The sequence below is a fragment of the Streptomyces sp. NRRL WC-3626 genome (genome assembly GCF_000718785.1).
In the GTDB taxonomy this organism is placed as follows: domain Bacteria; phylum Actinomycetota; class Actinomycetes; order Streptomycetales; family Streptomycetaceae; genus Streptomyces; species Streptomyces edwardsiae.
This window is the reverse complement of record NZ_JOCA01000018.1, coordinates 15,260-32,936: the sequence shown is the minus strand read 5'-3', so window position 1 is coordinate 32,936 and position 17,677 is coordinate 15,260. Positions and strand designations below refer to the sequence as shown.

Here is a 17,677-nt window from a genome sequence, read left to right as displayed (position 1 = left end):
GCGCGAGGACACTCGCCTTTCGTCCCCGCCCGTACCAACCGCACCGCGAGGAGACTCCGTGGCCGCCGAAGCACCGCCCCCCTCGACAGAACAACCCAAACTCCCCACTCCCGAGGAGTTCACCGAGGTGCAGGAGAGCGCGGAGTTCGGTGAACTGCGCCGCTCCCACCGCTCCTTCGCCTTCCCGCTGACGATCGCCTTCACGGCCTGGTACCTGCTGTACGTCCTGCTCTCCAACTACGCGGGCGGCTTCATGGGCACCAAGCTGTTCGGCAACATCAACGTCGCCTTCGTCTTCGGCGTCCTGCAGTTCGTCACCACGTTCCTCATCGCATGGTGGTACTCCCGGCACGCCGCCACCAAGCTCGACCCCAAGGCCGAGGCCATCAAGACCCGTATGGAGGGCGGCGCATGAGCCCCGCGATCACCCATGTCACGCTCGCGGCGAACGAGGCCAGCGAACACCGCACGCTGATCATCACCCTGTTCGCGCTGTTCGTCCTCGCCACCCTCGGCATCACCGTCTGGGCCGGACGGCAGACCAAGGACGCCGCCGACTTCTACGCGGGCGGCCGGCAGTTCAGCGCCTTCCAGAACGGACTCGCGGTCTCCGGCGACTACATGTCGGCCGCGTCCTTCCTCGGCATCGCCGGCGCCATCGCCCTCTTCGGCTACGACGGCTTCCTGTACTCCATCGGCTTCCTGGTCGCCTGGCTGGTCGCCCTGCTGCTGGTCGCCGAACCGCTGCGGAACTCCGGCCGCTACACGATGGGCGACGTCCTCGCCTACCGCATGCGCCAGCGCCCCGTGCGCACCGCCGCCGGCACCTCCACCATCGTCGTGTCGATCTTCTACCTGCTGGCCCAGATGGCGGGCGCGGGCGTCCTCGTCTCGCTGCTGCTCGGCATCACCTCCGACGCCGGCAAGATCCTCATCGTCGCCCTCGTCGGCGTCCTGATGATCGTGTACGTCTCCATCGGCGGCATGAAGGGCACCACCTGGGTCCAGATGGTCAAGGCCGTCCTGCTCATCGGCGGCACCATCCTGATCACCTTCCTGGTGCTGCTGAAGTTCAACTTCAACATCTCCGACCTGCTGGGCAGCGCCGCGGAGAACAGCGGCAAGGGCGACGCCTTCCTCGAGCCCGGCCTCCAGTACGGCGCCGACGGAACCACCAAGCTGGACTTCATCTCCCTCGGCATCGCCCTGGTGCTCGGCACCGCGGGCCTGCCGCACATCCTGATCCGCTTCTACACCGTGCCCAACGCCAAGGCCGCCCGTAAGTCCGTGAACTGGGCCATCGGCATCATCGGCGGCTTCTACCTGATGACCATCGCCCTCGGCTTCGGCGCGGCGGCACTGATCTCCCAGGACGAGATCATCGCGTCCAACCCGTCCGGCAACACGGCAGCCCCGCTGCTCGCCCTGCACCTGGGCGGCGTCGACTCCGCCTGGGGCGCGATCCTGCTGGCCACCATCTCGGCGGTCGCCTTCGCGACGATCCTCGCCGTGGTCGCGGGTCTCACCCTGGCCTCGTCGTCCTCCTTCGCGCACGACATCTACGCCAATGTCATCCGCAAGGGGCAGGCCACCGAGAAGGAGGAGATGCGGGCGGCCCGCTGGGCGACCGTCGCCATCGGCGTCGTCTCCATCGCGCTCGGCGCCCTCGCCCGCGACCTGAACGTGGCCGGCCTGGTCGCGCTGGCCTTCGCGGTCGCCGCCTCCGCCAACCTGCCGACCATCCTCTACAGCCTGTTCTGGAAGCGGTTCACCACCCAGGGCGCGCTGTGGTCGATCTACGGCGGTCTGATCGTCGCCGTCGGCCTGGTGCTGTTCTCGCCCGTCGTCTCCGGCGACCCCAAGGCGATGTTCCCGGACGTCGACTTCGCCTGGTTCCCGCTGAAAAACCCGGGCATCATCTCCATCCCGTTCGGCTTCGCGATGGGCTGGCTCGGCACCGTCCTGTCGAAGGAGGAGCCCGACGCCAAGAAGTACGCGGAACTGGAGGTCCGCTCCCTGACCGGCACCGGCGCCCACTGACCCACACCCGCGACGGCCGCGTCGTACGACCCTTCTCCGGTCGTACGACGCGGCCGTTCCGCATCCCGGGACGTGGGCCCCGCCGTCACTTTCCGGCCTGCCGCGCGACGTCATGCGGCTCCCGCGCGGCCCCTGGGGCGCGGGAGGCGCCCCCACTCGCCGCACGGCCCGCCCTCCGGGCGGACGACGGGAATGCGACGAGAGGGCCGAGGCTCCCTGGGGGTTGTCGGTGGCGTCACGTAGGCTCGGAGGAGCCGGGCACGAGTGATCCGCGTCGAGGGAGGGGGCCCACGTGCTCATCGACACCTACGGCCGAGTGGCCACCGATCTGAGGGTCTCGCTCACCGACCGCTGCAATCTGCGCTGTACCTACTGCATGCCCGAGGAAGGCCTGCAGTGGCTGGCCAAGCCCGACCTGCTCACCGACGACGAGATCGTCCGCCTCGTCGGCATCGCCGTCACCTCCCTCGGTATCGAGGAGGTCCGCTTCACCGGCGGTGAACCGCTGCTGCGCCCCGGGCTGGTCGGCATCGTCGAGCGGGTCGCCGCACTGGAACCCCGCCCGCAGATGTCCCTCACCACCAACGGCATCGGCCTGCGGCGCACCGCGGCCGCCCTGAAGGCGGCGGGCCTGGACCGGGTCAACGTCTCGCTGGACACGCTCCGCCCTGACGTCTTCAAGACCCTCACCCGCCGCAACCGCCACCAGGACGTCCTGGACGGCCTGTACGCGGCCCGCGAGGCCGGACTGACCCCGGTGAAGGTCAACTCGGTCCTGATGCCGGGGCTCAACGACGACGAGGCCCCCGACCTCCTCGCCTGGGCCGTGGAGCACGACTACGAGCTGCGCTTCATCGAGCAGATGCCCCTGGACGCCCAGCACGGCTGGAAGCGCGACGGCATGATCACCGCCGGGGACATCCTGACGTCCCTGCGCACCCGCTTCGAGCTGACCCCCGAGGGCGACGAGGCCCGCGGCTCCGCCCCGGCCGAGCGCTGGCTCGTCGACGGCGGCCCGCACCGCGTGGGCGTCATCGCCTCCGTCACCCGCCCGTTCTGCGCGGCCTGCGACCGCACCCGCCTGACGGCCGACGGCCAGATCCGCACCTGCCTCTTCGCCACCGAGGAGACCGACCTCCGCGCCGCCCTCCGCTCGAACGCCCCCGACGAGGAGATAGCCCGCATCTGGAAACTGGCGATGTGGGGCAAGAAGGCAGGAGCAGGCCTGGACGACCCGACCTTCGTCCAGCCGGACAGGCCCATGTCGGCGATCGGCGGCTAGCCGGCCGCTAGTCGGACGGAGATCAAACCCCCGGAGTCTCCCAGTCCTCCAGAAGGACGACGTCCTTCAAGAACCCCCGAACCCCCAGGAACTGGGACAAGTGCTCCCGGTGCTCCTCGCACGCGATCCACGTCTTGCGCCGCTCGGGCGTATGAACCTTGGGGTTGTTCCACGCGAGTACCCACACGGCCGCCGCACGGCACCCCTTCGCGGAACAGACAGGCGTCTCGGAATCAGAAAGCGTCACGCCAGTGACCCTAACCCGCCCGGAAATGGCGACGCCGAGCAGCCACGGGGGGAGCTGCCCGGCGTCGGTCCGTCGCTCCGACGGGGGATGCGGAGCGCGTACGAAGTATGTCATGGGTCACCCCGCCCCCGGCACCGGAACAACATGATTGATCTGAGGTTTTATTGAGCTTGGCGGGGAAGTGTCTTCCGCTTGAGGCCGCCACCCCCCACCCCCCGATCCTCACGCCCGTTCGGAACGCTCCGTTCCTGTGCCCCGCGCCGCCTGTGACGCGACATCTTCCGCATCGGATTCCGCGGAACCGTCATTCGTCCGCGGCGGCGTGATCATCGGCTTCATCGGCGCCGTCACGAACGTCGACGGCAGCGACGGCGCGTTCTCGCGCCCGGCGTTGGCGATCACCACCGCGATGTACGGCAGTACCGCACCGAGCACCAGCGCCACGATCGCAACGTGCCTCTCCACGTTCCAGAGCGTCGCCGCGAGGATGACCGAGATCGTACGGACGGCCATCGAGATCACATACCGGCGCTGCCGCGCCCGCACATCGTCATGGAGACCCGCCCGGGCACCGGTGATCCGGAACACCTGGACGCTGCCGCCGCCATGCTGCTTCCGCATCACATTCCACCATCCGCCCGCTCGGACCTTCCCCGTACCTGACCGGCCGGAGCGCCGTTCCGTGACACCGGTTCCGGACATGTCCACGTTACGCCGCACCCGGGTGCGCGACGAGAGCGGGTCACCCCGGCCGGGCACCGCCCCGGCTGCGCCGTAGCGCGTACGGCATGCCCGACATGCGGCGTACGGCGTACCGGCCGACACTGTCCGTAATGCTCGCGTCAAGCGGTACGAGGAGGCAGCCATGGGCTGGTTGTGGGCGATCATCGTGGGATTCGTGCTCGGTCTGATCGCGAAGGCGGTGATCCCCGGCAAGCAGCACATCCCACTGTGGCTGGCCACCATCTGCGGCATGATCGGCGCCGTCGTGGGCAACGCCATCGCACGGGGCTTCGGTATCGAGGAGACCCGGGGCATCGACTGGGGCCGGCACATCTTCCAGCTGGGCGCGGCCATCGTCGTCGTCCTGCTCGCGGAGATGCTGTACACCGCGATGAAGCGCAGGAAGCACGAGGGGCAGCGGGTCTGACCCCCGCCGTACGGTGACAGAGGGGCGGTCCCCGGCATGCGCCGGAAACCGCCCCCGGGCCCGTACGGGCCACCGGCTCAGCCGGCCGTGACCTCCACCGCCGCCAGGTTCTTCTTGCCCCGGCGCAACACCAGCCAGCGCCCGTGCAGCAGATCCTCCTTCGCGGGGACGGCGTCCTCGGCGGTGACCTTGACGTTGTTCACGTAGGCGCCGCCCTCCTTCACCGTGCGCCGCGCGGCGGATTTGCTCGGCACCAGGCCGACCTCGGCGAGCAGGTCGACCACCGGACCCAGCTCGGTCACCTTGGCGTGCGGCAGCTCGGAGAGCGCCGTCGCCAGCGTGCGGTCGTCCAGCTCGCCCAGCTCGCCCTGGCCGAAGAGGGCCTTGGACGCGGCGATCACGGCGGCCGTCTGCCCGGCGCCGTGCACCAGCGTCGTCAGCTCCTCCGCCAGCGCGCGCTGCGCGGCCCGGGCCTGCGGACGCTCCTCGGTCTGCCGCTCCAGCTCCTCCAGCTCCGCACGGGACCGGAACGACAGGATCCGCAGGTAGCCGGAGATGTCCCGGTCGTCCGTGTTCAGCCAGAACTGGTAGAACGCGTACGGCGTCGTCATCTCCGGGTCGAGCCAGACGGCCCCGCCCTCGGTCTTGCCGAACTTGGTGCCGTCCGCCTTCGTCATCAGCGGCGTGGCGTAGGCGTGCGCCGTGGCGTCCGGCTCCAGCCGGTGCAGCAGGTCGAGACCCGCCGTGAGGTTGCCCCACTGGTCGCTGCCGCCCTGCTGCATCGTGCAGCCGTAGCGCCGGTACAGCTGGAGGAAGTCCATCGCCTGCAGCAGCTGGTAGCTGAACTCCGTGTAGCTGATGCCCTCGGAGGACTCGAGGCGCCGGGCGACGGAGTCCTTGGTCAGCATCTTGTTGACGCGGAAGTGCTTGCCGATGTCCCGCAGGAACTCGATCGCGGAGAGGTTCTGCGTCCAGTCGAGGTTGTTGACCATCGTGGCCGCGTTCTCGCCCTCGAAGGCCAGGAACGGCTCGATCTGGCCACGCAGCCGCTCGACCCAGCCCGCGACGGTCTCCGGGGGGTTCAGCGTGCGCTCAGCGGTCGGGCGGGGGTCGCCGATCTGGCCCGTGGCCCCGCCGACCAGCGCCAGCGGCCGGTGACCGGCCTGCTGGAGCCGGCGCAGGGTGAGCACCTGCACCAGATGCCCCACGTGCAGCGACGGCGCGGTCGGGTCGAAGCCGCAATAGAACGTGACGGGACCGTCCGCGAGCGCCTTGCGCAAAGCGTCCTCGTCGGTGGACTGGGCGAACAGCCCGCGCCACTTCAGCTCGTCGACGATGTCCGTCACGGTTCTCGTGTCTCCTCGATGATCCTCGGCCGGTCGGGTGACGGCCGGTTGTGAACGCCTACGAGGTTATACGCCCTGGCTGACAGAGCTCATATTGAAATCGGGGACCCGCAGCGCGGGCATCGCCGCCCTGGTGAACCAGTCGCCCCACTCCCTGGGCAGCGTCTTCTCCGTACGGCCCGCCTCCGCCGCCCGGCCGAGCAGGTCCACCGGGGACTCGTTGAACCGGAAGTTGTTGACCTCCCCGGTGACCTCGCCGTTCTCGACCAGGTACACCCCGTCCCGGGTCAGCCCCGTGAGCAGCAGCGTCGCCGGATCCACCTCGCGGATGTACCAGAGGCAGGTCAGCAGCAGACCGCGCTCCGTGGCCGCGACCATGTCCTCCAGGGACCGGTCGCCGCCGCCGTCCAGGATCAGGTTGTCGATCCCGGGTGCCACCGGCAGCCCGGTCAGGCCCGCGCCGTGCCTGCTGGTCGTCAGCCGGTTCAGCTCGCCCTCGCGGACCCACTCCGTGGCCTCCAGCGGCAGCCCGTTGTCGAACACCGACTGGTCCCCGCCGGAGGAGTGCGCGAGCACGAACGGCGCCGACTCCAGGCCCGGCTCGCCCGGGTCGCTGCGCAGGGTCAGCGGCAGCTCGGACAGCCTCTCGCCGACCCGGGTGCCGCCGCCCGGCTTGGAGAACACCGTGCGGCCCTCCGCCGCGTCCCGCCCCGACGCCGACCACAGCTGGTAGATCAGCAGGTCCGCCACCGCCGTCGGCGGCAGCAGCGTCTCGTACCGGCCCGCGGGCAGCTCGAGCCGCCGCTCGGCCCAGCCCAGACGTACGGCCAGCTCCGCGTCGAGCGCCGCCGGGTCCACGTCCTTGAAGTCCCGCGTGGAACGCCCCGCCCACGCCGAGCGCGTACGGTCCGGTGACTTGGCGTTCAGCTCCAGCGTGCCGTTCGGCTGGTCGTGCCGCAGCCGCAGCCCCGCCGACGTACCGAGGTAGCTGGAGACCATCTCGTGGTTGGCGAAGCCGTACAGCTCCCGGCCGCCGGCCCGCGCGCGGGCGAACGCCTCACCCAGCGCCGGCGCGAAGTCGGCGAACACGGCCGACGACGTCTCGGCCGGCGCCTGCGTGAACTCCGGCGCCGGGGCCACCCCCGTGACCAGCGGCTGCGCGTCCTCCGCCGGACCCGCACCCCGCGCGGCGGCCTCGGCGGCCCGCACCAGCGGCTCCAGCTCGTCCACGGTCACCGCGGACCGCGACACCACCCCGGACGCCGTACCCCGCGCCCCGTCCACCGTCGCGATCACGGTGAGCGTGCGCCCGCGCGTGACACCGTTCGTGGTGAGCGCGTTGCCCGCCCAGCGCAGATTGGCGCTGGACTCCTCGTCGGCGATCACGACACACCCGTCGGCCCGGGACAGTTCGAGAGCGCGCTCGACGATCTCGTACGGCTTACTGGTGCGCGCGCTCATCGCCCGGCCTCCTGCGTGGTGTTGAGGATGTTGACTCCCTTGAACAGGGCGGACGGGCAGCCGTGCGAGACCGCGGCGACCTGTCCCGGCTGGGCCTTGCCGCAGTTGAAGGCACCGCCCAGCACATACGTCTGCGGGCCGCCGACCGCCGCCATGGAACCCCAGAAGTCCGTGGTCGTGGCCTGGTAGGCGACGTCCCGCAACTGCCCCGCCAGCCGCCCGTTCTCGATCCGGTAGAAGCGCTGCCCGGTGAACTGGAAGTTGTACCGCTGCATGTCGATCGACCACGACCGGTCCCCGACGACATAGATGCCCCGGTCCACGCCCCCGATCAGGTCCTCCGTCGACATCCCCGCCGGATCAGGCGCCAGCGACACATTCGCCATCCGCTGCACCGGCACATGCCCGGGGGAGTCCGCGAACGCGCACCCGTTGGACCGCTCGAACCCGGTCAGCCTCGCGATCCGCCGGTCCAGCTGGTAACCGACCAGCGTGCCGTCCTTCACCAGGTCCCACGACTGCGCCTCGACGCCCTCGTCGTCGTAGCCCACCGTGGCCAGCCCGTGCTCGGCGGTGCGGTCACCCGTGACATTCATCAGCTCGGAGCCGTACTTCAGCTTGCCCAGCCGGTCGAAGGTGGCGAACGACGTCCCCGCGTACGCCGCCTCGTAGCCCAGCGCACGGTCCAGCTCGGTGGCGTGCCCGATCGACTCGTGGATCGTCAGCCACAGGTTGGACGGGTCCACCACCAGGTCGTACAGCCCCGGATCGACACTCGGCGCCCGCATCTTCTCGGCGAGCAGCTCCGGAATCCGCTCCAGCTCGTCGTCCCAGTCCCAGCCGGTGCCCGTCAGATACTCCCAGCCCCGGCCCACGGGCGGCGCGACCGTGCGCATGGAGTCGAACTCGCCGCTGGAGCCGTCGACCGACACGGCCGTGAACGCCGGGTGCAGCCTGACCCGCTGCTGGGTGGTCACGGTCCCGGCGGTGTCGGCGTAGAACTTGTTCTCGTGCACGGTGAGCAGCGAGGCGTCGACATGATCCACCCCGTTCGCCGCCAGCAGCCGCGCGCTCCACTCGGCCAGCAGCCCGGCCTTCTCCTCGTCGGGCACGGCGAACGGATCGATGTCGTACGACGACACCCACGTCTTCTCGGAGTGCACCGGCTCGCCGGCCAGCTCCACCCTCTCGTCCGACCCGGCCGCCCGGATCACCTGCGCGGACAGCTTCGCCATCGCCACGGCCTGCGAGGCCACCCTGGCGGCCGCGTCCAGGGTCAGATCCACCCCGGACGCGAACCCCCAGGTCCCGCCGTGCACCACCCGCACCGCGTACCCGAGGTCGGTGGTGTCCGACGACCCGGCCGGCTTCGCGTCCCGGAACCGCCAGGACGCACTGCGCACCCGCTCCAGGCGAAAGTCCGCGTGCTCGGCCCCGAGCGCCCGCGCGCGGGCCAGCGCGGCGTCGGCGAGGGGGCGCAGGGGCAGGGCCGTGAAGGCTTCGTCAATGCTATGAGGCACCTACGTCTCTTCCTGTCGGCATTCGATGGTCGGTTTCCGGTACTGCTCGGTCGTCGCTGCGCATCATGTCGCGTCGGCCGGTGCCGGACCACATCTTTCCGACGCGAGCCCGGAGCTTTCTGTAGGGACCCGACAGTGACTCCCGTGAGCCACTGTCGGTGCCCCAATGTCCCGGGAGGGGCCGGGACCGATAGGTTTTCGGTGTAGCCGCCTGTCATCCAGGTGTCCGGGCGGTGCACCAGACCGCTATCGAAAGGGTGATCCGTTGAGCCGCTCGGTTCTCGTCACCGGAGGCAACCGGGGCATCGGCCTCGCCATCGCCCGCGCGTTCGCCGACGCCGGCGACAAGGTCGCCATCACATACCGCTCGGGCGAGCCGCCGCAGGGCCTCCTCGCCGTCAAGTGCGACATCACCGACACCGAGCAGGTGGAGCAGGCCTACAAGGAGATCGAGGAGGCCCACGGCCCCGTCGAGGTCCTGATCGCCAACGCCGGCATCAACAAGGACCAGTTGTTGATGCGGATGTCCGAGGAGGACTTCACCTCGGTCGTCGAGACCAACCTCACCGGCACCTTCCGGGTCGTCAAGCGTGCCAACCGCGCCATGCTGCGCGCCAAGAAGGGCCGCGTCGTCCTGATCTCCTCGGTGGTCGGACTGCTCGGCTCCGCGGGGCAGGCGAACTACGCCGCCTCCAAGGCCGCGATGGTCGGATTCGCCCGCTCCCTCGCCCGTGAGCTGGGATCGCGCAACATCACCTTCAACGTCGTCGCGCCCGGTTTCGTCGACACCGACATGACCCGGGAGCTCAGCGAGGAACAGCAGACGAAGATCCTCGCGCAGGTACCGCTCGCCCGGTACGCGCGGCCCGAGGAGATCGCCGCGACCGTGCGGTTCCTCGCCTCGGACGACGCCTCGTACATCACTGGAGCCGTCATTCCCGTTGACGGCGGACTGGGAATGGGTCACTGAACGACATGAGCGGAATCCTCGAGGGCAAGCGCGTCCTGATCACCGGTGTGCTGATGGAGTCCTCCATCGCCTTCCACGCCGCCAAGCTGGCCCAGGAGCAGGGTGCCGAGATCATCCTGACCGCCTTCCCGCGGCCCACGCTGACCGAGCGCATCGCCAAGAAGCTGCCCAAGCCCACCAAGGTCATCGAGCTGGACGTCACCAACGACGAGCACCTCGGCCGCCTGGCCGACGTCGTCGGCGAGGAGCTGGGCGGCCTCGACGGCGTCGTGCACTCCATCGGCTTCGCGCCGCAGGACGCGCTCGGCGGCAACTTCCTCAACACGCCGTTCGAGTCGGTCGCCACCGCGATGCACGTCTCGGCGTACTCCCTGAAGTCGCTGACCATGGCCTGCCTGCCGCTGATGCAGAACGGCGGCTCCGTCGTCGGCCTCACCTTCGACGCGCAGTACGCGTGGCCGCAGTACGACTGGATGGGCCCCGCGAAGGCGGCCCTGGAGGCCACCAGCCGCTACATGGCCCGTGACCTCGGCAAGCAGAACATCCGCTGCAACCTGGTCTCGGCGGGCCCCATCGGCTCCATGGCCGCCAAGTCCATCCCGGGCTTCGGCGAGCTGGCCTCGGTGTGGGACACCCGTGCGCCGCTGGAGTGGGACCTGAAGGACCCGGAGCCGGCCGGCCGGGGCATCGTCGCGCTGCTCAGCGACTGGTTCCCGAAGACCACGGGCGAGATCGTCCACGTCGACGGCGGTCTGCACGCCATCGGCGCCTGACGAACGCACCGCCGAAGGCCCGCGTCCCCTCCGGGACGCGGGCCTTCGCGCGTGTCAGCCGTCGGAGGGCGGACCGAACAGCCCCGGACGGCACATGAACGGATAGGCGGCGGCCTCCTCGGCCGCCTTCGCCGCGTCACCCGCGCGGATCGCGTCCACCAGCCGGCCGTGGTCCATGTGCGCCTCGGGGGACATGCCCCGGTCCATGTCACCGCGCAGCCAGTCCCGCAGCACCTCGCTCAGATCCGCGTACATCGCGGTCATCACGTCGTTGTGCGAGGCGGCCACGACCGCCAGATGGAACGTCGCGTCCGCCGCCACGAACGCCTCCGCCTCACCCGACTCCCAGGCCTCCTCCCGGCGCAGCAGCAGGGTGTCGATCTGCTTGAGGTCCTTCTCCGTCCGCCGCTCGGCGGCCAGCCGCGCGGCCGCCGACTCCAGCGTCGAGCGCAGCTCGGCGATGTGCCGGGGGTCCGCGCCGGCGAAGCGGCGCTGCATCACACCGGCCAGCTCGCTCGTGGCCACGACATACGTGCCCGAGCCCTGGCGGATGTCCAGCAGCCCGTTGTGCGCCAGCGCGCGGACGGCCTCACGGACCGTGTTACGCGCCACACCCAGCTGCTCGACGAGTTCCGGCTCGGTGGGGATGCGCGCGCCGACCGGCCACTCGCCCGACGTGATCTCGGCCCGCAGCGCGGCGATGACCTGCTCGGACAGGGCCGAACGACGGGGATGGCTCAATGACATGGCACACCTTCGCACGACAGCGGCGCCGCGGCACGGCGACCTCGGCATGGACAACCAATCATCCCATGATTCTATGATGGGCGGCATGGCTCGCCAGGAAACCCGGACGCTCACGTCCACGACCGTACGTACGCCGACCGCTCCCGAAGTCCGGACGACCGCCGGGACCGGGCCCACGCGCGCGTGGCGGACACGGCTGCTGGTCCTCGGTATCGTGCTGGCCGCACTCAACCTCCGCCCCGCCATCACCAGCCTGGGCGCGCTGCTCGAGGAGGTCCGCGACGGGCTCGGCATGAGCAGCAGCGTGGCCGGGCTGCTCACCTCCGTGCCCCCGCTGTGCTTCGCCGTCTTCGGCGTCACCGCGCCGCGGCTGGCCCGCCGGTTCGGCGCGGGCGCGGTGGTCTGCGCCGGCATGGCCGCCATCGGCACCGGTCTGCTGATCCGGCCGTACGTGGGCGGCACCGCGGCGTTCCTGGCGGCCACCGCGCTCACGCTGATGGGTATCGCCGTCAGCAACGTCCTGATGCCGGTCATCGTCAAGCGCCGGTTCCCCGACCGGGTCGGCTCCATGACCGGCCTGTACTCCATGGCCCTCGCCCTGGGCACCGCCTCGGCGGCGGCCGTGACCGTGCCGCTGACCGGCGCGCTCGGCGGGAACTGGCGGTCGGGCCTCGCCGTGTGGGCGGCCCTGGCGGCCGTCGCCGTACTGCCGTGGCTGACCTTCGCGCGGGCCCGGGAGCCGGAGCAGGAGCGGGACACCCGCGCCGGGGCGCCGGTACGGCTGCGGATCACCCGGAGCCGTACGGCCTGGGCGCTGGCCGTGTTCTTCGGGCTCCAGGCCACCGCCGCGTACATCACCATGGGCTGGATGGCGCAGATCTTCCGCGACTCGGGCGTCCCCGCCGGCAAGGCCGGGCTGCTTCTCGCGGTCACCATGGTGATGGGCGTCCCGCTGGCCTTCGTCATCCCGCGCCTCGCCACCCGGCTGCCCCACCAGGGCCCGATCGTGCTCGCGCTGGGCGTCAGCGGCCTCATCGGCTACGCGGGCCTGTACCTCGCCCCGGCCGAGGGCGCCTGGGCCTGGGCCGTGCTGCTCGGCATAGCGAACTGTGCCTTCCCGCTCGCGCTCACCATGGTCGGCATGCGCGCCAGGACCGGCGCGGGCGTGGCCCAGCTCTCGGCCTTCGCCCAGAGCACCGGCTATCTGATCTCCATCCCCGGCCCCCTCCTGGTAGGCGTCCTCTACCAGCACAGCGGCGGCTGGGGCCTCCCGATAGCCCTGATGGCAGCACTGATGATCCCGCAAACGGCAGTAGGCATCCTGGCCGGCCGCCCCCGCACGGTAGAGGACGAGGCAGCCGCGTAAGGGGCGCGGAGCTGTGCCGCTTTGCGGCTCCGCCGCGTGGGCGCAAGGGGTTCTGGGGGCGAAGCCCCCAGGGACGGGACGGGAAGGGGCGGCGGGGGCGAAAAACCCCCGTGTCACCCCACCCCCGCCCCCCGGTGAACCCCCGAAAGCCCGCCGCAGGCGCGGATGCGAGACTGACCCCATGCCAGTCCTAGACCCCACCCCCCAGAACGGCCAGAAGAAGCTGCTCCTGGTCTTCGGCGCCTTCTTCGCCATCTTCATCGTCATCGGCGTGGTCGCCACGATCCTCGCCCCCTGAAAACCCCCATGGTGGTGCCAGCACCCCCATCCCCTAGGGGGCCAGGCTCAGGGTCAAGTGGGTGGATCACCGGATGGGTTGAGCCCCGAACAATCCGTACCTTCGAGATGTGGCCGCGAGACGCGACCCACGCACCATCCAAGGGAGCGGAGGCCCCATGTCGGCGCACACGCACACCCGGCCCCACCCGGCCCCCCGGGGCGGCGTCGACACCCGGCTGCCGTGGTGGGCCCTGGCCCTCCCCACCCTCGCGTTCGTCGCCCTGCTCACCCTGATCCTCAACCCCTCCGAGGCCCACGCGGCGGCGGGCGATCCCGGGCTCACCCACCTCGTCGAGCGGGCACAGCGGCTCATAGCCCGCTGAACCCCCGAAAGCGCCGGTCAACTCCCTGCGCCCCGTGGCCTGTTTCATGCGAAGCTGGGTCACATGAGCGTCGCAGAACCCCGCAGGATTGTCCTTTTCCGGCATGCGAAAGCCGACTGGCCCCCGGTGACCGACCATGAACGCCCGCTCGCAGAGCGTGGCCGCATGGAAGCCGCCGTCGCCGGACGCAAGCTCGCGGACACCGGTATCGCCTTCGACCTGGCCGTGTGCTCGACCTCGGTGAGGACCCGCGAGACCTGGAAACTCGCGGTCCACGAGTTCCCGGAGCGGCCGAAGACCGTCTACGAGGAGCGGGTCTACGAGGCCTCGCCCGGCGAGCTCATCGCCCTGCTCAACGAAACCCCCGACGACGCGCAGAACGTCCTCCTGGTCGGCCACAACCCCGGCGTCCAGGGACTGGCCGACATCCTGGCCGGCGCCGCGGAGGGCGACGCCCGGGAGCGCATGAACCGCCTCGGCTACCCGGCCGCCGCCTTCGCCGTCCTGTCGTTCACCGGCTCCTGGAAGACCCTCGAGCCCGGCGTCGGCACGCTCGTCGACTACTGGGCGCCCACGGAGTGACACCCGGCGCGACGGGGGCCCGGCACCGATGTCCATCGGCGCCGGGCCCACCCGTCTCCGTGCTCCGGTGCCCGCACCGGCCCTAGGGCCTGTCTGACAATTCCCGTCTGCCGCGCGACGCCATGCACGCACTCTCGCCGCACCGGCCCCAGACCCGAGTACATCCAGTACGAGGCTCTGGGGCCGGCACACCGAGAGCACGCACCTGACGCCGCGCGGCCGCCCTTCGGGCGACGACGCGAATTGTCAGACAGGCCCTAGCCCACGTCGAGCGTGTCCGCCGCCTCGACCTCTTCACGCGTGACCCCGAGCAGATACAGGACCGTGTCCAGGAAGGGGAAGTTCACCGCGGTGTGCGCCGCCTCGCGCACCACCGGCTTGGCGTTGAAGGCGACCCCGAGCCCCGCCGCGTTCAGCATGTCGAGATCGTTCGCACCGTCACCGATCGCCACCGTCTGCGACAGCGGCACGCCCGCCTCGGCGGCGAACCGGCGCAGCAGCCGGGCCTTGCCCGCCCGGTCCACGATCTCGCCGGTGACCCTGCCCGTCAGCTTCCCGTCGACGACCTCCAGGGTGTTGGCCTGGGCGAAGTCCAGCCCCAGCCGCTCCTTCAGATCATCGGTGACCTGGGTGAACCCGCCCGACACCACGCCCACTTGATAGCCGAGGCGCTTCAGCGTACGGATCAGAGTGCGCGCGCCCGGCGTCAGCCGTACCTCGCTGCGCACCTTGTCCACCACGGAGACGTCCAGCCCCTCCAGCAGCGCCACCCGCGCGTGCAGCGACTGCTCGAAGTCCAGCTCCCCGCGCATCGCCGCGGCCGTCACCTCGGCGACCTTGTCCTCACAGCCGGCGTGCGCGGCGAAGAGCTCGATCACCTCGTCCTGGATGAGCGTGGAGTCCACGTCCATGACGACCAGGCGCTGCGCCCGCCGGTACAGCCCCGCCCCGACCACGGCGATGTCGACCCCCAGCCGCGCCGCTTCCGGCGCCAGCGCGGTGCGCAGCGGTTCCGTCTCCACGCCGGACACCGCGAACTCCACCGCCGTCACCGGGTACTTGGCGAGCCGGAAGATACGGTCGATGTTGCCGCCGGCCTCGGTGATCCGGGCGGCGATCGTCGCCGTCGCCTCCGAGGTGAGGGGGTGGCCCAGCACGGTGACCAGGGAGCGGCCGTGCCCGCGCGGACGGTTGTCGCCCATACCGGAGATGATCTCCGCCTGCATCTTCATCGACTCCGCCCAGCTGTGGACGGTCGCCCGCAGATTGCCTTCGAGCCCCTCGGGCGGCTCGGTCACGAGCGCGCAGAGCACGATGCGGCCACGGGTGACGACCTGCTCGATGTCGACCACGTCGACCGAGTAGGCGGCGAGGGTGTCGAAGAGGCCGGCCGTGATGCCCGGCCGGTCCCTGCCGAAGATCTTGACAAGAAGGGTGGGAACGTCGGTGGTCTGCGATGCGCTCATGGTGTTCCCACCGTATCCGGCACCCAGTGCCCCGCGCCTGCGAGGTCCGCCTTCCGGACAGCGAACACTGCCCGTCCCGGGGATGTCCCCCGCCTTAAGAACGGTCCGGTTTCCGGGGCACCGGCGGAGGATCCGCCGGAGGCGGCGGCTTTTCCGGCCACCCCCGACCCCGACGCGGTTCGATGGGCCCGATCACAGTCGGCGCCCCATAGACGTCCCCGCGCCCGTCCGCCGCACCGCCGGCCTCCGGCGACCCCGGCTCGCGCGTCCCTGGCGCCGGCACGGCGTCCTCGGGTCCGTGGGCCCCCTGCGGTCCCCGCGCGCCGCCCGCTCCTCGCGGCCCCGGCAGCCCCTGTGCACCACCCGGCGACCGCGCCGGAGCTCCCCGCCGTCCCTCCGGCCTCCACGCCGGCTCCTCAACCCCCCGGGGGCCCCGCCCCAGCCGCAGATACGGATTCGTCTCCGGATTCGGCGGCCGGTGAGGCAGCCCCGGCTCATACGGACCGGCGGGCCCCGTCCAGGGCGGGCCCTCGACGCGCCCCGCCGCGCGCCACGCACCCTCCGCCTCCATGTCACCCCGTGCCAGCCGCGCCGCCCGCGCCCCCGCGGCGCCGCTCGCCCAGGCCAGCAGCGCCCCCGCCGCTCCCGCCCCCGCCCCCCACACCGCGCCCAGCAGCAGCGCCATGCCGAGCCGGCCGTGCAGCTCGAGGCCGGCGTCGAACGCGTCGAAGCCCAGCACGGACAGGGAGGCGTTCGCGGACACCTCCGTCAGCCAGGCCAGCAGGGGAAGGGCCAGTGCCGTAGCGACCCCCAGCCCCAGCGCGCACCGCCCGGCGAAGGCGACCGGGCCCGCCTCCGCGGCCGCCGTCACCGGCGTCCGTACCGCCGTCAGCACCCCCGCCAGCAGCATCATCAGCGCGGCGGCCACCGCCAGCAGCCACACCCGGCTGTCGTACTCCGCCAGCCGTCCCAGCGTGACGGGCCGGTCCGAGCCCGCCCGCAGCAGCTCGTCCACGGGATGGGGCAGCACCTCGAGCAGCGCCCCGCTCGCCCGCCCGTCCCACGGCACGAACAGACCGAGCGGCACCCCGGTCCACACCCCGTTCGGCGCCCCCAGCAGCGCGGCCCCCGCGATCCGCCGGGGATGCTCGTCACCGATCGCCGCGTAAGCAGCCGCGGCGCCCCCCGCCGCCACCGCCACCAGCGCCACCGTGACCAGCGCGGACACCACCGGCCGTACGACACGGTGCACGGCGCCCCAGCCGCGCGGCAGGGGAGTGCGGCGGGACGCGAGCAGCGCGACGAGCAGCACCCCCGCCGCCCAGCCGAGACCACCGAGGAGCGTCGGCACGGTGTCGACGGTGAACCCCACCGCCGCCTCCGCGTCGACGAGATCACCCACCCGGTCCGGCAGCAGTCCCCCGACATCCCCCAGCCCCGGGATCTCGAGACCCCCGCCCAGCCCGAGCGCGCTCCCGTCGATGGTGACGACGTCGTGCCCCGCCCACACCAGCCCGCCCGCCATCGCCACGAACAGCGCGGCCACCGCGCCCGCGCGGGCGAGGAGTTCGGCGCCGGAGACCACCACTCCCGCCGCCCGCAGGGACCGCAGGAAGAAGTACGACAGCAGTAGCGCACCCACCAGGCTCACGCCCAACGGCGTGACCGCCATCGACGTACCGGCTTCGGCGCCCGACAGCCCGAACGCGGACATGTCGCCGGACGGAGTGACCGAACCGCCCGCCCCCAGAGCCACCACCGCCGCGGTCATCGGCCCCAGCGAACCGGCCGCGTCCGCGTCCAGCAGCCGCAGCCCGAGCGCCGCCGTGCCCGCCATCCCGATCAGCGCCCAGCTCACCGCCGCGACCGCCGACATCACCACATCGACCCAGGGCACGCGCGCACCGCGTCCCGTCGGTCCAACGCCCGTGGCAGCACTCATGACGAAGCCCCCGATCCGCGACGCGGTGTGACGGCCGCGCGTGTCCCCCTCGCGTGGTTTACCACTCTCCGGGCCGATTTCAACCCCGTCCGCGAAAGGACGGTGAACACCTTGGTGCGCGCT

General features: G+C 71.3%; 18 protein-coding genes. 10 read left to right on the top strand and 8 right to left on the bottom strand.

The features are described 5' to 3' along the window. Positions 1–58 precede the first annotated feature (58 nt). The 3 genes from IF28_RS0124710 to moaA all read left to right on the top strand — a co-directional run bounded on the left by IF28_RS0124710 (position 59) and on the right by moaA (position 3,322). On the top strand, positions 59–415 hold the full coding sequence (locus IF28_RS0124710) for a DUF485 domain-containing protein (protein WP_030224288.1): 357 nt from the start codon (positions 59–61) through the stop codon (positions 413–415). Further along, a complete protein-coding gene (locus IF28_RS0124705) occupies positions 412–2,040 on the top strand; it encodes a cation acetate symporter (protein ID WP_030224286.1) in 1,629 nt (542 codons plus the stop codon). Before IF28_RS0124710 ends, IF28_RS0124705 begins: the two co-directional genes overlap by 4 nt. Positions 2,041–2,332: 292 nt before the next feature. Continuing rightward, a complete protein-coding gene (moaA, locus tag IF28_RS0124700) occupies positions 2,333–3,322 on the top strand; it encodes a GTP 3',8-cyclase MoaA (protein ID WP_030224283.1) in 990 nt (329 codons plus the stop codon). A gap of 22 nt (positions 3,323–3,344) precedes the next feature. Here the strand turns inward: moaA and IF28_RS0124695 are convergent, their stop codons facing one another. Beyond that, positions 3,345–3,569 (bottom strand): hypothetical protein, encoded by a 225-nt coding sequence (locus IF28_RS0124695; protein ID WP_030224281.1) that lies wholly within the window; start codon positions 3,567–3,569, stop codon positions 3,345–3,347. Positions 3,570–3,791: 222 nt separating this feature from the next. Next, the gene (locus IF28_RS0124690; RefSeq protein WP_030224278.1) at positions 3,792–4,190 is read right to left on the bottom strand and encodes a DUF3099 domain-containing protein; all 399 of its coding nucleotides are present in this window, start codon (positions 4,188–4,190) and stop codon (positions 3,792–3,794) included. A 244-nt stretch (positions 4,191–4,434) separates the two neighbouring features. On the opposite strand from IF28_RS0124690, the gene IF28_RS0124685 reads away from it, so the two are divergent. Then, positions 4,435–4,719: a GlsB/YeaQ/YmgE family stress response membrane protein gene (locus tag IF28_RS0124685; protein WP_030224275.1), complete on the top strand. Its 285-nt coding sequence runs from the start codon at positions 4,435–4,437 to the stop codon at positions 4,717–4,719. A gap of 77 nt (positions 4,720–4,796) precedes the next feature. On the opposite strand, the gene tyrS is transcribed toward IF28_RS0124685, so the two are convergent. From tyrS to IF28_RS0124670, 3 genes are all read right to left on the bottom strand, one after another. Next, positions 4,797–6,065 (bottom strand): tyrosine--tRNA ligase, encoded by a 1,269-nt coding sequence (gene tyrS, locus IF28_RS0124680; RefSeq protein WP_030224273.1) that lies wholly within the window; start codon positions 6,063–6,065, stop codon positions 4,797–4,799. A gap of 66 nt (positions 6,066–6,131) precedes the next feature. Beyond that, positions 6,132–7,526 carry a metallopeptidase TldD-related protein gene (locus tag IF28_RS0124675; protein ID WP_030224271.1) on the bottom strand — a complete coding sequence of 465 codons (1,395 nt, stop codon included), beginning with the start codon at positions 7,524–7,526 and terminating at the stop codon, positions 6,132–6,134. Beyond that, positions 7,523–9,046: a TldD/PmbA family protein gene (locus tag IF28_RS0124670; protein ID WP_030224267.1), complete on the bottom strand. Its 1,524-nt coding sequence runs from the start codon at positions 9,044–9,046 to the stop codon at positions 7,523–7,525. The genes IF28_RS0124675 and IF28_RS0124670 overlap by 4 nt, the downstream gene beginning before the upstream one ends. A 265-nt stretch (positions 9,047–9,311) precedes the next feature. Here IF28_RS0124670 and fabG point away from each other — a divergent pair, with 265 nt between their 5' ends. Together fabG and fabI are read left to right on the top strand one after the other, a co-directional pair. Then, positions 9,312–10,016: a 3-oxoacyl-[acyl-carrier-protein] reductase gene (gene fabG, locus IF28_RS0124665; RefSeq protein ID WP_030224265.1), complete on the top strand. Its 705-nt coding sequence runs from the start codon at positions 9,312–9,314 to the stop codon at positions 10,014–10,016. 5 nt (positions 10,017–10,021) lie between these two features. Next, a complete protein-coding gene (fabI, locus tag IF28_RS0124660; protein ID WP_030224263.1) occupies positions 10,022–10,789 on the top strand; it encodes an enoyl-ACP reductase FabI in 768 nt (255 codons plus the stop codon). A gap of 54 nt (positions 10,790–10,843) precedes the next feature. Here fabI and IF28_RS0124655 read toward each other — a convergent pair whose 3' ends face one another. Further along, complete coding sequence (locus tag IF28_RS0124655; protein WP_030224260.1) at positions 10,844–11,536, bottom strand: FadR/GntR family transcriptional regulator; 693 nt, start codon at positions 11,534–11,536, stop codon at positions 10,844–10,846. Positions 11,537–11,612: 76 nt separating this feature from the next. Here IF28_RS0124655 and IF28_RS0124650 point away from each other — a divergent pair, with 76 nt between their 5' ends. From IF28_RS0124650 to IF28_RS0124635, 4 genes are all read left to right on the top strand, one after another. Then, the gene (locus tag IF28_RS0124650; protein ID WP_420713793.1) at positions 11,613–12,902 is read left to right on the top strand and encodes a CynX/NimT family MFS transporter; all 1,290 of its coding nucleotides are present in this window, start codon (positions 11,613–11,615) and stop codon (positions 12,900–12,902) included. A 181-nt stretch (positions 12,903–13,083) separates the two neighbouring features. After that, the gene (locus IF28_RS40205; RefSeq protein ID WP_267883066.1) at positions 13,084–13,200 is read left to right on the top strand and encodes an SGM_5486 family transporter-associated protein; all 117 of its coding nucleotides are present in this window, start codon (positions 13,084–13,086) and stop codon (positions 13,198–13,200) included. Positions 13,201–13,357: 157 nt separating this feature from the next. Beyond that, on the top strand, positions 13,358–13,564 hold the full coding sequence (locus IF28_RS0124640) for a hypothetical protein (protein ID WP_030224254.1): 207 nt from the start codon (positions 13,358–13,360) through the stop codon (positions 13,562–13,564). Between the two features lie 63 nt (positions 13,565–13,627). Then, complete coding sequence (locus IF28_RS0124635; protein ID WP_030224252.1) at positions 13,628–14,146, top strand: SixA phosphatase family protein; 519 nt, start codon at positions 13,628–13,630, stop codon at positions 14,144–14,146. A 257-nt stretch (positions 14,147–14,403) separates the two neighbouring features. On the opposite strand, the gene serB is transcribed toward IF28_RS0124635, so the two are convergent. Both serB and IF28_RS0124625 read right to left on the bottom strand, forming a co-directional pair. Further along, the gene (gene serB / locus IF28_RS0124630) at positions 14,404–15,612 is read right to left on the bottom strand and encodes a phosphoserine phosphatase SerB (RefSeq protein WP_030224250.1); all 1,209 of its coding nucleotides are present in this window, start codon (positions 15,610–15,612) and stop codon (positions 14,404–14,406) included. Between the two features lie 94 nt (positions 15,613–15,706). Beyond that, positions 15,707–17,554, bottom strand: coding sequence for a streptophobe family protein (locus IF28_RS0124625; protein ID WP_051713870.1), 1,848 nt, complete (start codon positions 17,552–17,554; stop codon positions 15,707–15,709). Between the last annotated feature and the right edge of the window lie 123 nt (positions 17,555–17,677).